12 protein-coding genes and 2 pseudogenes are annotated in these 16,129 nt (G+C 48.0%); 10 read left to right on the top strand and 4 right to left on the bottom strand.

Annotation, left to right across the window (positions count from 1 at the left end):
• Positions 1-6: 6 nt before the first annotated feature.
• The gene (locus tag N512_RS0108230) at positions 7-468 is read right to left on the bottom strand and encodes a nitrite reductase (protein WP_025888903.1); all 462 of its coding nucleotides are present in this window, start codon (positions 466-468) and stop codon (positions 7-9) included.
• A gap of 76 nt (positions 469-544) precedes the next feature.
• Positions 545-1,009, bottom strand: a complete 465-nt coding sequence (locus N512_RS0108225) for a hypothetical protein (RefSeq protein WP_025010743.1) — start codon at positions 1,007-1,009, stop codon at positions 545-547.
• Between the two features lie 681 nt (positions 1,010-1,690).
• Here N512_RS0108225 and N512_RS0108220 point away from each other — a divergent pair.
• From N512_RS0108220 to menE, 5 genes are all read left to right on the top strand, one after another.
• Positions 1,691-2,371, top strand: a complete 681-nt coding sequence (locus N512_RS0108220) for a LysR family transcriptional regulator substrate-binding protein (protein ID WP_157771182.1) — start codon at positions 1,691-1,693, stop codon at positions 2,369-2,371.
• Between the two features lie 137 nt (positions 2,372-2,508).
• Entirely contained in the window at positions 2,509-4,230 is a 1,722-nt protein-coding gene (menD, locus tag N512_RS0108215) for a 2-succinyl-5-enolpyruvyl-6-hydroxy-3-cyclohexene-1-carboxylic-acid synthase (RefSeq protein WP_028780004.1), read from the top strand.
• Complete coding sequence (menH, locus tag N512_RS0108210; protein WP_028780003.1) at positions 4,230-5,006, top strand: 2-succinyl-6-hydroxy-2,4-cyclohexadiene-1-carboxylate synthase; 777 nt, start codon at positions 4,230-4,232, stop codon at positions 5,004-5,006. The genes menD and menH overlap by 1 nt, the downstream gene beginning before the upstream one ends.
• A gap of 11 nt (positions 5,007-5,017) precedes the next feature.
• A complete protein-coding gene (gene menC, locus N512_RS0108205; RefSeq protein ID WP_028780002.1) occupies positions 5,018-6,061 on the top strand; it encodes an o-succinylbenzoate synthase in 1,044 nt (347 codons plus the stop codon).
• A 53-nt stretch (positions 6,062-6,114) separates the two neighbouring features.
• The gene (menE, locus tag N512_RS0108200; protein ID WP_028780001.1) at positions 6,115-7,527 is read left to right on the top strand and encodes an o-succinylbenzoate--CoA ligase; all 1,413 of its coding nucleotides are present in this window, start codon (positions 6,115-6,117) and stop codon (positions 7,525-7,527) included.
• On the opposite strand, the gene N512_RS22560 is transcribed toward menE, so the two are convergent.
• Complete coding sequence (locus tag N512_RS22560) at positions 7,510-8,724, bottom strand: EAL domain-containing response regulator (protein ID WP_037474534.1); 1,215 nt, start codon at positions 8,722-8,724, stop codon at positions 7,510-7,512. The two genes, menE and N512_RS22560, sit on opposite strands and share 18 nt — an antisense overlap.
• Before the next feature lie 355 nt (positions 8,725-9,079).
• Between N512_RS22560 and N512_RS0108190 the strand changes: the two genes are divergently transcribed.
• Both N512_RS0108190 and N512_RS22555 read left to right on the top strand, forming a co-directional pair.
• The gene (locus N512_RS0108190) at positions 9,080-9,703 is read left to right on the top strand and encodes a response regulator transcription factor (protein WP_028780000.1); all 624 of its coding nucleotides are present in this window, start codon (positions 9,080-9,082) and stop codon (positions 9,701-9,703) included.
• Complete coding sequence (locus tag N512_RS22555) at positions 9,700-13,290, top strand: ATP-binding protein (RefSeq protein ID WP_051472716.1); 3,591 nt, start codon at positions 9,700-9,702, stop codon at positions 13,288-13,290. The genes N512_RS0108190 and N512_RS22555 overlap by 4 nt, the downstream gene beginning before the upstream one ends.
• A gap of 2 nt (positions 13,291-13,292) precedes the next feature.
• Here the strand turns inward: N512_RS22555 and N512_RS24035 are convergent.
• Positions 13,293-13,550, bottom strand: a pseudogene (locus N512_RS24035) (transposase); the annotation flags it as partial.
• Between the two features lie 188 nt (positions 13,551-13,738).
• Between N512_RS24035 and N512_RS24515 the strand changes: the two are divergent.
• From N512_RS24515 to N512_RS24345, 3 genes and pseudogenes are all read left to right on the top strand, one after another.
• A pseudogene (locus N512_RS24515) lies at positions 13,739-13,942 on the top strand (IS110 family transposase); the annotation flags it as partial.
• 504 nt (positions 13,943-14,446) lie between these two features.
• Positions 14,447-15,472, top strand: coding sequence for an OmpA family protein (locus tag N512_RS22550; RefSeq protein WP_028779999.1), 1,026 nt, complete (start codon positions 14,447-14,449; stop codon positions 15,470-15,472).
• An 11-nt stretch (positions 15,473-15,483) separates the two neighbouring features.
• A partial coding sequence (locus N512_RS24345; protein WP_197021442.1) for an Ig-like domain-containing protein occupies positions 15,484-16,129 on the top strand: 646 nt, incomplete at its 3' end.

The following is a 16,129-nucleotide window of genomic DNA, read 5'->3' as shown; positions in this document are numbered from 1 at the left end:
TACCCCTTAGTTGGCCGTATGACAGTCGCGGCACAACTTACTGTGCTGTTTGCCTGTTGCTTGTTTCATTGGATCGTCCAACGGGTGCAGCTTGTGGCAGGCGGCGCAGCTCAACTTGTCGGCGTGAACATTGTGGGTCCACTCTTTTTCAGCCAATTTCTGCGGCTGGTGACACTTGAGACAGGTGGCATTCTGGGTTACAGGTGCAATCCCTTCCTGAGGAGTAAATACCCTTAAATCATTGGGCTTTCTTGGATGGTTTCCTTTTTCACCATGACAGGTACTGCAACTCATATTGAGCTGATCCTGGCCATGGTGTCCCTGCATTAAGCCATTACGTTTGTGGCACTTCACACAGGGATCACTGTTGATTTTCAACGCGGTCTCGGCATAGACAACGCCGCTCACTCCCAACAAACAAGTCAAAGAGGCCGCGCCTAATATTGCACGCCATCGAATACTGGACATCTCGGGTCCTCACTTTCAATTGGATCTAACAGGGACTCAAGGGTGGCAGCGCAGCACCGCCACCCGTTATTGCAGCCTAAGCCGTCAACATCTGCTCAAGATGCTGTGCATCCAGGGGATTGGAGCGTTTCATATCGATGAGGCGAACGTTGAGTTTTTCGAGTAGGCTCTTTGAATTGGCACTTTCAGCATCACTGAAATCTGAAATTACCATTTTTATTTCTGAAGAATTCTGATCTATCAATACATAGTCCAGACGTGAGTGACTTGCAGGCGCATGTGGGTCAATATCAACCACTGACTCCAAAGCTACATTGCTGCAAACTTCGTATCGACCATTGGTTAAAGACTTCAGAGATTTAAAAAAGTCTAAACTCTGTTTGTCAAAGAACCGATTCTTGAGCTTTATCGCTTCGGCGTTTTTTTCGTCTGACTTAAAGAACTTGATACATGTCATCACAAATACCACCAGCACGAATGGTACTGCAATAAAAAGCACGAAGTAGATAAAGGCATAACTTAGAATAACTGAAGTATCCATATAACCCTCCAAACATCATTTTTAGTTTTTAATGCGCTTATTGCGCAGTTGAATTATTACTATCTACAGCAATATAAATTTTGATCATCATCAAATAACCATCCGGAGAAAGACTTAAAAAACAAAACATAAGACACTGACTACATTGCCATTTTCTAGAAAATAAACTGCTAAAAATAAGAAATTGAATTTAGATAAAACGATATTTGAAAATACACTATTTCACTATTTGAAATATGCAGGCGTAATGAGAATCCCTCTCACATACAACCTTTAATTAACCTAAAACCCAGCATTTAGTGATCTAGAATACAGAATCAAAAATAGCTTCGAATAAAATTATTTTTTCTGAAAAAACTGGTTAATATAGATATCGAGGGTACCACTAAAGGAGTATTGCAGATGAACCATATTGACTTTGAAAAACTGGATATTCTTAGTCTTTCCATTCTTGTTAGCTTATATGAGAACAAGTCTGCAACACATGTTTCCAAAATTCTAAATGTACCCGCACCAAAAATAAGCCGTTGTTTAAAAACCGCCAGATCTATTTTTGGTAACGAGCTATTTTTAAGAAAGAAGTATGGCCTTATTCCAAATGAATTTGCAGCCAAGGTTTACCCTATTGCCAAAGAAATAGTCGACTGTGCCAAGGGCTTCAATCATCTTGGAAACCCAACCTTGGCAGGAAACAAAAACTTCGAGCTGGTCACCCCCGGGCTGATATCCTACGCCTACCCAAAAGCCTTGATGCAGGCCATTAAACAACAGAACAAGCAGTTGCATATCAATTTGAACTCCTGGGGCTGCAACTCATTGCAAGGAATAATAGACGGCAACATCAGTGCCGGGCTTTGCAGTTGCCATTACCCGCAGGATTTGCTGGCAATCGGCAATAAGTTACAGATAGAAGCCTTGAGAAAGCTGGATAGCCTTTACCTTATCTGCAACAAGAATCATCCGCTGTTGTCCCGTGAACTGACACTGGAAACCATAGCCGAGTATCCCTATATCAATACAGATCTGGGCCTTGGGCCCAACAGCCTGAGCCCATTTGAAGACTACTGCCGGATCAACAATCTGGATTTGAATGTCGAGATGACCATCACCGGCATCTCCTCCCTGAGTGCCTATCTGGAAGCCTCACAGGCGGTGGCTTTGGTGCCCTATAAGGCGGTATTCGATCTGCTGGGCGAAGAACCCCTGCTACACCTTTGCAAACTGTCGGAAATGGAAACAACCCGGCTGTTCAATGTCACTGAGCCATTGACTTTGACACTGCTCAGCCCCAGCGGCCAGCAAGACCCGGATCTGGAATGGATTCGCTCACAGCTGCGTTTGGTGAGCGGAACCTTGCTGTAGGCTTGTCACATCAATCTGAACCCGATCTCAGCCGATCTTTGGCCTCGAGGTATACAGACAGATTTGCCCAAGAGTTCATACAATAGCGCTGCCAAAAGCGGTACACTAATGAGCATTCGATACTGGGTAAGCTGTTTATGCAAATCAATTCTCACGCCGAACTCAATCTCCTTTGGGGTTCCCTCATACTTGAAGAACTGGCACGCCTTGGGGCTCAGCATGTGTGCATGGCGCCGGGCTCGCGCTCCACGCCCCTGACGCTGGCAGCCGCCCGCCAGGACAAACTAAAACAACACCTGCACTTCGATGAGCGTGGACTGGGCTTTATGGCGCTCGGGCTCGCCAAGGCCAGTCGGGCTCCGGTGGCCATTATCACCACCTCGGGTACGGCCGTTGCCAACCTGTATCCGGCCATCGTTGAGGCCTGGTTGACTCAAGTCCCCTTGGTCGTGCTTTCCGGCGACAGACCGCCTGAGCTGATAGCTTGCGGCGCCAACCAAGCCATACTCCAACCGGCGATTTTCGGCCAATATGCCAAGCAGTTGAACCTGCCGACACCGGATCTGGCCATAGCCCCTCAGGCACTGCTGACTCAGATTGATGAAGCCGTGGCCAACCAAAGCATGCCGGTCCACATCAATTGTATGTATCGTGAGCCGCTGTACCCAAGCAGCCTGGATGCCCCCAGAAGCCAGGCCATAGAGCACTACCTGCAACCTTTGGCGAGCTGGCAACAGGCAAGCACACCCTATAACCAATATGCAGCTGTAGGCATGGGACAAGTCCCCAGTTGGGATACCATGGCGCGTTTTGTTCACGGCAAGGGTGTTATCATTGCCGGCACCCTGGATAGTGCCGATAATCCACAAAAGTTGGTCGAACTGGCCAGCAAACTCGGTTGGCCGCTGCTGACAGATGCCCAGTCTCAGCTGCGTCAACATCCTGCCGCGATAGGCAATGTCGACCAACTGCTGCTCAACCCCAAGGGCCGAGCCCTGCTGCAACAGGCAGACCGGGCACTGGTATTTGGTGGACGCCTGCTGTCGAAACGCTTAATAAGCTACCTGGAACAGCAGAACTGGCACCAGTATTGGCAAGTATTGCCGCTGCAGATGCGCCTGGATCCCAGCCATAAACCCAAGCAGATCTGGCTGGCAGAGCTACAGCAGATAGCCGCGCTTGAGTGGCCACGCTCGTCCTCCGCCAATTGGGCGCTGGAGCTCACCGCCCAGAATGAGGCGCTCAATGAGCTCTTTGTACGCCAAATCGATAACGGCGAGTTCGGTGAGGCCCAGGTGATCAGGGCCATAGCGGCAATCCGCACCGGCGAGCAGCAGCTGTTTATCGGTAACAGCTTACCGGTGCGACTTTATGATATGTTCGCGCCCATCAGTTGCTGCGCCGCCATCACCTATACCAACCGCGGCGCTTCGGGGATAGATGGCCTGCTGGCCAGTGCCTGCGGCGTCGCCAACCACAAGGGCCAGGCCACCACCTTGGTGCTCGGCGATCTATCGGCGCTGCACGACCTCAACTCTCTGGCACTGGCACGCCAGGCTCAGGGGCCATTGGTGATAGTGATACTCAACAATGATGGCGGCAATATCTTCAATATCCTGCCGGTACCGGATGAGCAAGTAAGGGCTCACTATTACCGATTAAGCCACGGGCTGGAGTTTGGCTATGGCGCAGCCATGTTTGGCCTCCCCTACAATAGGGTGGAAGACTTCCAGGGCTTTATGGATGCCTACAGTGAAGCGCTCAACTATAACGGCGCCTCGGTTATTGAGGTTTGCGTCAGCCAAACCCAGGCCAGCGACCAGATAGCCAGCATAGGCCAATGGGTAAAGCAAAGCTGATGTTAGCCACAACGACTCAGGGTTCAGCAACCCAGCCGCCTTTGGTGCTGCTGCACGGTTTTCTCGGCAGCAGCCATGATTGGCGCGAGTTGCTGCCGCACCTGAGTCAGGACTACTACTGTATTGCGGTCGATCTCCCGGGCCATGGCCGCAGCGGTGATATCCAAATCGACAGCCCGGGCTTCAGTGACTGTGTTGCCTTGCTGCGTCATACACTGCTCAAGGCTGGCATCCCACGCTTTCACTTATTGGGATACTCGCTTGGTGGTCGTATCGCGCTGCATCTGGCTCAAACCTGGCCCGAGGCGCTGCTGAGCCTGCATCTTGAGTCCTGTCACCCGGGCCTGTTATCCCATGATGAACGTCAGCAGAGGGCGATGGCCGATAAGCTGTGGGCCGAACGTTTTAACACTATGCCGATTGAACAAGTGCTGGCCCTCTGGTATCAGCAAGCGGTATTTGCCGACCTATCAAGCGCCGAACGTGAACGTTTAATCGAAAAACGCGGCCATCAGCAGCCGCTAGGCCTAATCAACTGTTACCAGGCCACCTCACTGGCACTGCAACAGGATCTGCGCCAGGTGCCGGCCAAGCTTGCCTGCCCAAGCCACTACTACCTAGGGGAGCAGGATGCCAAGTTTAGCGCTCTCGCCAAGGCCTGGCAGCCACAAGCCGGATTCAAGCTGCATACCATTGCCGATGCGGGCCATAATAGCCATCAGGCCCAACCCGGCGCTTTTGCCACGGCGCTCAAAGGCGCCCTGAACGCGATTTAAAGGGGGGAATGATGCATCCAGACTCACTGTCACTGGCCCGCTATAGGCTACCGCTGGAAACCTCACTACCTGTGGGCAAGCAAAGAATCGAACAGAGGTCCGGGCTGGTTATCAAGGCCAGTTGCGGCAATGAAGAGCATTTTGTGGAAGTCGCCCCCTTGAGCGGCCTGGATGCCAACGGCGAGCCACTGCTGGGTTTCAGCCGTGAATCGCTGGCGGAGGTGACAGAAGCAGCCTTGGCGCTGATGCAAGCACTGGCAGCCAAAGAGCTGGAGTTGAGTCAGGCGGCCGATGCCTGTCAGTATCCCTCGCTCGCCTGGGGGCTAAGTCTGCTCGATGCCAAACTCAAAGGACAACTGCCACAGCGTTGGCCGGCCTTTGAAACCATTCCACTCATCTATCACAGGGAAGAAGAGCCTCTGGCGCTGCTGCAACAAAGGTTGGTGGCGCTTCCCGATACGGTTCTCAGAGCCAAGATCAAAGTCGCCCAGACCAGCATGGAGCAAGAGCTCAGACTGATCCATGCTGTATTGGCCGCCAAACCTCATCTCAAACTCAGGCTGGATGCCAATCAGGGCTTTGAGTATCAGCAAGCAGTGGATTTTTGCGCTTGTCTGCCCAAGGCCAGCATTGAATATATTGAGGAACCCTGCCGCCGCGCCGACGATAACCCGGCCCTATTCAAGACCACAGGGATCCGCTATGCCCTGGATGAAAGTCTGCTGCAAAGTGAGTTTGTACCTGACTGCAATGACTTCGCAAGCGGTCTCACCGCGCTGGTGCTTAAACCCATGTTGCTCGGCAGCTTAACCAGACTGCAAACCCTGATCGAACAGGCCGAAGCGGCAGGCGTGCGCGCCCTATTGAGTTCCAGCCTGGAATCTTCTCTGGGAATTGCCGATCTAGAGGCGGTCAGTGCCCTCTTGACCCCAAACGAAGCCCCCGGACTGGATACTCTGGCGCCTTTCGGACGCGATATTATTGTCGGCCAAGGCCACAAACCCTGTCTGGACTTTGCTGAGCTGGAACTCTTGGGTCAGTGGCCCTGTCTGTAACCGCCAAGCTCAGACAGCCTCTGCAACCAGCAATCTCAGTAACAGGAAAGCACATGACCTACTCGCCCCTTCACCTCAGTGGCCAACAGACTCCAGATGCCATCGCCTTGGTAGAGGGCGGTATCAGCCATAGTTATCAGGCAGTAAGCCAGCAGGTGTTGGCGCTCGGCGCTAAGCTGCAAGCCTTGGGGTTGCAGCGCGGGGATAAACTGGCCTGTGTGGCTGCCAACTGCCGCGAGCAGATGTTGTTGTATTGGGCTTGTCTGGATCTGGGGCTACTCTTTTGCCCGCTGTCACCCAAGTTTCCAGATAGTCAGCTTCAGGAGCTACTTGAACGTTTACATATTCGCTTTATCTGGTGTCCGGATAACGCCAGAGATCAGCTTTGGCAAGCGCTGGCGGTCACCCGAGTGCAGGCGGATTTTGCCATTCACGAATCGAATGGTATCCCAGCCGAGATAGCCACTGTCTCGACCGATACGCCGCTCAATATTATTCTTACCTCGGGCTCCAGTGGCAGCCCCAAGGCCGCAGTCCACTGCCTTAACAACCATATCGCCAACGCCGATGGCAGTCGGCAGTTGATCCCCTTGGCAAGTGGTGATGCCTGGTTGCTCTCGCTGCCGCTGTTCCATATCGGTGGCCTGGCCATTCTTAATCGCTGCGCCCTGGCGGCCGCAGCCGTGGTGCTGCCGGATAATAAGCTGACTATGGCGGCGCAGTTAAAGCGTGATGCCATCACTCATCTCTCATTGGTGGCCACCCAGTTACAACGCCTGTTGGACGACAACCCCGAAAGCCTTATGGGAGTGAAGTGCCTGCTACTTGGCGGCGGCGCCATAGGCCAAGGCCTGCTGGACAGGCTATCCCCCTTGAAGGTGAAAGCTTTTACCAGTTACGGCATGACAGAGATGGGCTCGCAGATCACCACGGGAATGGCCCGCAGCGATGGCAGCAGTGGCCGCCTGTTACCCGGGCGCGAACTCAAAATAGAACAAGGAGTTATCTGGGTCAGGGGTGAGACCCTGTTCATGGGTTACCTGCAGCCGGATGGAAGCATAGTTAAAGAGACCCAAGACGGTTGGTTCTGCACCAAGGACAAAGGCTTTTGGAGCCAGGATGGGCTACTGCATATTCAGGGGCGGGTCGACAATATGTTTATCTGCGGCGGCGAGAATATTCAACCGGAAGAGGTAGAAGCGGCACTGAAACAACATCCGGCCATCCTGGATGCCATCGTCTTTGGTGAAGATAACCCCGAGTTTGGTTTACTACCGGCCGCTATTTTGCGTTATCGAGGCTCACAGGCGCCGAGTGAAGCCGAGTTGACCGCCTTCCTGGCAGACAAGCTGGCCCGCTTTAAGCGCCCGAGGCACTATTATCCCTGGCCGCAGCAGGTTGCAGAGGGACTCAAGGTACAGCGTAAACAGCTTATTGCTGCGATCAATTCAACCAGAAATGCTTAGAATTTGGGAATCTAAATAGCGCTTAAGAAAATCGGCTTCACTCAAGGGTTTGGAAAAGTAGAATCCCTGCCCCAGATTGCAGCCAAGATTTTGCAACAACCTGAGCTGGGCCTCGGTCTCAATACCTTCAACCACCAGCTGCATATCGAGTGCATCAGAGAGTGCTATCACACTGGAAATCGCGGCCTTGCATCTGGGCTCTGTATCCAGGCCAGCCACAAAACAGGCATCCAGTTTCATTTGCGAAAAAGGCAGCTCACACAGACGAGCCATAGAAGAATAAGCTGCACCAAAGTCGTCAATGGCCAACTCGCAGCCCAACATGCGCAAGCGGATCAGGTTTTCCATATTGAGGGCCGGCGCCGAGATAAGCCCGGACTCGGTGATCTCTATGGTGACCAATTTCGGTGGCAACTTGTGGTCACGGATCAACTTGGAGATCTGATATACCAGCTCAGTGGAATTCAGTTGAGAAATATCCAGGTTATAGGCCAGCGACAAGCGATAATCTTGTTCCAGCAATTGCTTTTGCAGCCTTATCCCCTGGCGGAATAGTCGCAGAAACATTTCATCCAGTAGCCCATAGCGGATTAAAGGCCCAATAAACAGTGCCGGGCTCAAGAGACCAAACACGGGATGCTGCCAACGCGCCAAGACCTCAGCACCTTCTATCTGTAAATCAGATACGTGGAACTTGGGCTGATAAAAGCCGACAAACTGCTGATCCATAACTGCATCCTTAAAGTCTTTGGAATTCAAAGATACCCAGTCTGTTTGTCTTTCAGGCTCAAGCGTTTGCTGACGAGGTTCGTTCAACTCGCGATAACGGCAAATCACTGAGCTCAGGTTTTCAACTGTGGGAGACTTGGCCAAGTCTCCCAAATATTGAAACCCCAACAGTTTGACCATCTGCGATACTGCCCGGCGCAGATCTCTATCCACATCGCTATAAAGTGCTACGGCACGAATTTTAAACCTAGTCCTTGCCTGACGCAGAAATGACAGTCCATCGGTTCCGCCCATCATCAGGTCGCAGATAACTATGTCGACTTCGCGATTTTGAGTTAACCAAGAGAAGGCTGCAGTTGCACTGCCGAAACTAACAACATCCACACAGGCCAACGACTTAAGATTATGCTCCAGCACAGTGCGTTGAAACGGATGATCCTCAAGAATCAATACCCTGAGTTTATTCATGAGTCTGCCTATAAAAGTAATAAGGGTTCAGGCAACTACTTATTTAGGTTAAGTTGGCCAACGGAAAACTTGTATGCAATTAAGGTGTTCAAAGTTACAAATATAAAGAAAAGGTGATGCCAAAACTCATAAAAATCATTTATGCAAACAAGATTTACTAACGCTTCATCTAAAACAAGATTCATGTCACGGAAATCAATATGAATTTCCGTTTACAGCCTCGAAGCATGCGAATATTTTACCTGAGCTTCTCAATCGAAAAGTCTGAAATGCCGGTAAGAATCGTCTTACTTACATAGGCCTTGTAAGCCGTCAGACTGTTTTAACTGAGAATAGATGAAGAGTAATTGAAAACATGAAGAACGTTATTATTGTTGATGATCATCCCGTTGTGGTGATGGCGATAAGGATCATGCTGGAACAAAATGGATTTCATGTTATAGCCACTACAGATAATGGCGTAGATGCTCTAAAGCTCATCAAAGAGCACGAGCCAGATGCCGTGATTCTGGATATAGGCATTCCCCAACTCGACGGATTGGAGGTGATTAATCGCCTCAACAATCTGGCACTTCCATCCAAGGTTTTGGTACTTACAGCACAGCCATCTGAATACTTCGTGACTCGCTGCATTCAGGCCGGGGCCTCAGGGTTTGTTTCAAAACAGGAAGATCTGACGGAAGTCTTGGGAGCTCTGCGGGCGGTATTGTCTGGATATTCCTACTTCCCCAATATCGCCAGCATGCAGCGCAACCAGGGTAATCAGTTGGGTGAGGCCGAAAAACTGGCCAAGCTTTCCGGTAGAGAAATGATGGTACTGCAGCAACTGGCTAATGGCCTTTCCAATAAAGAGATTGCCGACCGTATGTTGCTGAGCAATAAAACTATCAGCACCTACAAAACCCGGCTATTGGAGAAGCTCAACGCCCGAACCCTGGTTGATCTCATTGAGATATCAAAGCGAAATCAAATTATATGAATACAGCACCTCTTATCCGGGTGCTCTATTTGATATTGGTTTATTGTTTTGTGGCTTCACCACAAGCAAAAAGCGATGAAAATCACCCGCTGACACTCTTTGGCCACACCACTATAGGCGAGGTCAAGGTTCAATTATCCGAACAACAATGGAGCTGGTTACAGGAGAAAAGTATACTCCGGGTTGGAATTTCTATACCTGATTACCCTCCATTTGACATGACCATGAATGGTGCCAGCTATTACTATGAAGGACTGAGTGCCGACTACCTTCAAATTCTCTCTGAAGTTCTGAAAATGAAAATAGAACTGCATTTCTATAATTCACGTCTAAGTGCGATTGAAGCTATGATGGCTGGCAAATTAGATTTACTGACAACATCTAATCGCTACGAAGAATACCATGGGCTGCAACTCAGCAACGTTTATATCAATGACCTTCCAGTATTATATGTCTCTGGAAAATTAGCGGACGAAAACCCAACCCGTATAGCCATGGCCCATGACTACCTACCCGATTCTGAAGTTATTAAACTATTTCCTAGCGCCAAACTGATCAACTATCCCTCACGACAGCAAGCTGTCGCTGCGGCAGCTTATGGCCAAGCTGATGCTGTCATCATTGATAGATTTTCTGCCAACTATATGGTCAACAACAGTTTTTCAAGAAAACTATTGATGAGAACGCTATTACCGATAGACAGTAAAGGTGTAGGGTTTGCGCTAAAACCCAATGATAGGGTGCTCAAAGAAATCGTCAATAGCGTATTAAAACAAATCCCCGAAAGTGAGCAGTGGGCCATAAAGAAACGCTGGAGTGGAGGGGGAATAACTCTTCCAAACGTTACACGTAGGCCTATATTAACACCAGAGGAAGAGAGTTGGTTAGAGCTACATTCTCCAGTAAGAATTGTACTAAACGAATTTAATGCCCCTCTAAGTTATTTTGATCAAAATAATAACTTACACGGTTATTCTGCCGACGTACTTGAGGCGATCAAGCTCTATACAGGTATGGACACCATAGTTATCAAGACTAAGAACTTCAGCGACATAGAGGAATATCTTGAGTACGATAGTGCAGATATAGCCATTTTTTCACCTTCAGACAAACGCAAGCAAAACCTGCTGTTCAGCAAGGTGTTTACATATTCACCTTATGTGTTAATTTCCGGAAAAAAAACTGAGGAAAAACTAGAGCGATCGGGGATAAGAGTTGCTCTACCCACAAGTCATGTTTCTAATACGCTGATACAGCAAGTTATACCGGACGCAAAATTTGTCTTGGTTAGGAATTATCTTGATGCAATGGAAGCGACTGCTAAAGGTGAAGTGGATGCGACTATTGCTCCAATGGCAATAGCTAATTACTACATAAGTAAATATTTTCAACAACTCACCATAGACAGGGTTTTGGATAATATCCCATTAGCGACTGCAGCCTTTGCAACCAACAAAAAAAAACCTGAACTGATCAGTATTCTAAACAAAGCAATTGCAGCAATTCCGGTAGATGAGTTGCATATCATGGAAAACCAATGGCGCCGCAATGCAGTACCAAGGCAGGAAACTTGGCGTGATTATAAATATACCATATACACAATAACCATAGCTTCTATATTGTTGATTCTAGCATCCTTGATATGGGCTTGGTTTACCCGTAGCCACTATATCAAAAGACTCAATGCCAAACAGGAACTCAAGGAACAACTGGTATTCATGCAAGAGGTGGTCGACAGCATTCCCCATCCTATCTATGCCCGTGACATTGATCGAAAGCTGACTCTTTGCAATGAAAGTTATCAGAGAATATTCCAGCTATCTAAAGAAGAAGTTTTAGGTAAAACAGTAGTTGAAAACAAACAAAATATACTAAAAGTAGAAAATATTGACCAAGAGTACAAGCTAGCTATCACAGAGAACCGCGCTTTCCATAGAGATAGAAGAGTATACGTTAATAATCAAGCTATAGATATATACCATTGGTTTCAACCCTATAAAGGGGAACAGGGGCAGATACAAGGTATAGTAGGAGGTTGGATAGATGTAAGCGAACGGGTCAAATTAATGGAGCAGCTAACCCAGGCTAAAGATATGGCCGATAGTGCCAGTAAGGCCAAGACCCAGTTTCTTGCGACCATGAGCCACGAGATCCGCACGCCAATGAATGCGATCATAGGATTGCTCGAGTTATCGTTGAAACGTGCCCAAGATAATCAATTTGATTTCAACTCTATCCAGGTCGCTTACGACTCAGCCAAGGGTTTGTTGGACCTGATTGGCGACATTCTCGATGTCGTACGGATCGAGGCTGGGCAGCTGAGCCTCAATCCGGTTCAAGTCGAACTGAAACAGACGCTTGACTCAGTAATCCGCATTTTTGATGGCATCGCCATTCAAAAAGGACTGGCATTAACATTGGAGTTTGACCCTGAACTACCCAAGTATGCTCAGTTGGATCCCCTCAGGGTCAAGCAGATACTTTCCAACTTGATAGGCAATGCGATCAAGTTTACCTATCAAGGGCATATCAAAATCACTGCACAAAAAGAGTTGGATGCAGAGGGAAAGGCACAGCTGCTCCTCAGAGTCGCAGATACAGGTATAGGTATTCCAATTGAAGAGCAGCAAAAGCTGTTCCGCCCCTTTGCCCAAGTTCATAACGGTGCCCATAACAAGGGAGGAACCGGCTTGGGACTCATGATATGCCGCTCACTTTGCGACATGATGGGTGGCACACTTAGTATGATGAGTGAGCCCGGGCAGGGAACTTGCATCGGCATGTGCATACCCTTATTAGCTGCCGAAACTCATCTATTTGGAGAGAACAAGGTCAACTCTTCCGCCGATGTAATACCCTCGATTCAAGCGCAACACGTATTGATCGTTGATGATCATCCAGCCAATCGACTGCTGTTATCCCAACAACTAAGGTACTTGGGCCACACTGTAGAAGAAGCCAATGATGGCAAAGAAGCGCTACAGCTATTTAGCCAACACTCCTACAAGATTGTCATCACCGACTGCAACATGCCCGAAATGGATGGCTATGAGTTGAGTCGCCGCTTGAGACAACTGGAGCAAAATCAGAACTTATCCCCTGCTGTATTGCTGGGTTATACCGCCAATGCCCAACTGGAAGCCAAATGGGCCTGCATTGAGGCCGGTATGAACGATTGCCTGTTCAAACCCATAAGTTTGGAAGAGCTACAGCAAAAATTGAACAGTTTCAGAAATCTACTGAATCAGGAAGGCCCAAGGCAGAGTTTCCTGCCTAGCTCCTTAGATAAACTCACCGGAGGTAACAAGCAACTGACTGAACAATTATTGCAGGAGTTATTGAGTGCCAACGAGGCCGATCTTGCCAGGATACAATCAGCAGTACACAACTGTGATCTTGATGAAGCCAAGAGCGTAGCTCACAAAATCAAAGGCGCAGCCAAGATCATAGCCGCGACCGCCATAGTCACTCTATGTGAGCAGTTGGAGCAGAGCGAAACAACCGAAGATGCCTGCGCGCATCTGACTAAGCTGACGGTTGCAATAACAAATATGGGCACAGAGATCAGGGAGTTTCTAAATAAGTGATCCTAATTGTGCTCCACTTTCATGAGACCATGCCCGCCACCAGGGAATGGTGAAGCATGGTCCATAAAGTACTTAACCCGCTTCATCAGCTTCCAGATGCTTTTGCACTGATGGTTTCGGGTTATGGTTTCATGTAGTGCGTGCCACAACTGCTCTATTTTGTTAACCCAAGGTGAGTAAACCGGCTGAAACAACAAGATAAACTTTGGGTTTTGCTTGAGCCAAGCTTGAGTCTTTTTACTCTTGTGGATGATGTAGTTAAGTTGGTTGGTTTGGCGATTGATCAGATCGCTTGAATCGAACCGAGTTCCTTCTATTTTCGAAACTCAGTGATCTACATTTAGGAACAGATATTTAGCCCGGCATGCTTGCTGCGCCAGTTAATGGGATGGACTACCTCCTCCCGCTGCGGTTAACTGTACGAAATGCGCTCACCAGGAGAATCGCCATGAATATCTTATTTCTGGGTATTGATCTAGCTAAAAATGTTTTTCAGCTCTGTGGATTAAATCAGACCGGCAAACCGGTTTATACGAAACGCACAGGCCTAAGATAATTTCTCCAAACGCTGGCAAATATTTCAGCCTGTCTGATTGGGATCGAAGCGTCCACCGGGGCATTTTACTCGCCGCGTATGCTTGAGAAGCTGGGGGCGCTTGTTTCCTAAAATGATAAATAACTATACGATGCTTCTCACTACACGACAAATAAGCTTATAGCTCTTGTTCCATAATTGATTGCTTCCCATGTAACAGGATTTCATCCTGATTTATTGCACATAAATTTGTGTTTTAGATATTAGGAAACAAAGCTTCTTCGCTGTAACATTTCTTAATTGTGAGATCTCCATTGGCTCCAGTGCATTGAAAATCTCATCAATGTCATGGTTTTAAATTCGGGGGAGAGACCAGCACCTGCAATGTTCAGGATAATGGTCTAGGAATCTTCCCACTTCATGTTCATCGCTTTCCGATATCAATGTTCAATAAAATTAATGCAATATCACTATAGCCCATTGTTCGCATAATTATTTTTAACCTGTACAGAATAATTATCGCAGGGGATGTTAATGTAATTGTATGGATTAATCCAGTTAGAGAATGCGGGACTTTGTGGCAACTTCACCGGCCAATATATAGATTTCGGAGGCTTTTATATGATTAAAGGTCCAGTTTTATTTCTGGGACTAAGTTTAGCTTTAGGTGGTGCAGTAGAGGCAAAACAGGAGGATTTAGAAAGGTCTTATTTACAACCTTTTGTTGGATTGAAAGCTGGTTATCAACTAGCTTCAGATGATGCTTATAACCACAGTGAGCCTAAGGGTGGCATATTCGGGCTCTATGGTGGAATAAAATTCTCTAAAGCATGGAGCTGGGATTTGGGTTATCAATATCATGATGATTTGGAGGCTAAAGTAACTTCAATTAATGTTAAAACTTGGCTAGCCGAAAGTGCTATCCGTTATGATTGGTATATACGAGACAATCTGAGCTTTTATGGTAGACTGGGTGTTGCTTACTGGGATATAGAGAAAACTGTTCAGTACTCAGAATATATTGATGATACAGGATTTTCACCCATAGGTGAAATAGGATTAAATTACCGTGCCACACCTAATATCCGTATGTCAATTGGATATAAATATGTTGACGGGATTGGAAGCTCTAGTACAGGAAAATATGACAGTCATGCATTATTATTGGGTGTTGATTATGTTTTTGGTGGCTCAAACAAAGAAAAGATTAAATTAAAAAAAGAAACTGATTACAAAGAGCCTGAAGTTAAAGTGATAAAGACTACCTCTACAAAAAATTATACGTTTTCTGAAGAAACAATTGGTGGAGATTATTCATTTGGATTTGATTCGGCTGCTCTAAGTCGGCATTTTATTATGCGTTTAGCAGAAGTCGCTTCCACTCTAAAGTCTTATCCACAAGCAAAGGTTAATATAGTTGGTCATACTGACTCGTCGGGGTCCGATAGTTATAACCAAAAGTTGTCGTTGCGGCGTGCTCAAGCTGTTGCAAGTCAATTGCACTCGTTGGGAGTGCAAGAGTCTCAAATTAGCGTCTCAGGCAAAGGAGAGTTAATGCCGGTTGCGAGCAATGCAACTCCTCAAGGGCGTGCACAAAATCGCCGGGTTGAGGTTATTATTCCATCTTTTGAATATTCGACCAAATAAGGATATATATAATGTTGTCTTTTTTACAGAAAATATCCGTTTCGGGGATTGTTATTGCCGCATTAGCATTCGCCTTATCAGGATGCAACTCCGAAGATGCTTTTGGTGTTATCCCTCCATCTCAAATAGAGCTTGAGCGTATTGATATTGTTGCTACTCCAGTTAAAACTAGTGGAGCAGATAATTTAACTTTAGCTATCGGCAATAAACAGCCATTTTCTGCTACAGGCCATTATTCAGATGGTTCATCGCGCATTATTACAGATGAGGTCTTGTGGAACTCCAGTGATGATGATGTTGCCACTATCTCCGTAGCGGGGTTATTGAGTGCCGCCGCGGCAGGCAGCACTACAGTGACCGCCAGTTTGGGGGAGGTTACCAGTAATGCGGTTGCAGTAACCGTGTCGGATGCTGTGGTCACCGCGATTCAGGTGACACCTTCACCGGTAAACCTTGCCAAGGGGCAGCAACAGCAACTGGCTGCGACAGCCAGCTACAGTGATGGAACGTCGGCAGATATCTCTACCCTGGTGGCCTGGCTCTCGGCCGATACCGGCGTGGCGACAGTGACCCCAGCCGGATTATTGAGTGCCGCCGCGGCAGGCAGCACTACAGTGACCGCCAGTTTGGGGGAGGTTACCAGTAATGCGGTTGCAG

The organism is Shewanella sp. 38A_GOM-205m, from assembly GCF_000518445.1.
Classification (GTDB): Bacteria; Pseudomonadota; Gammaproteobacteria; order Enterobacterales; family Shewanellaceae; genus Shewanella; species Shewanella algae.
The sequence above is the reverse complement of the archived record's forward strand: the minus strand, read 5'-3'. Positions and strand labels throughout refer to the sequence as shown.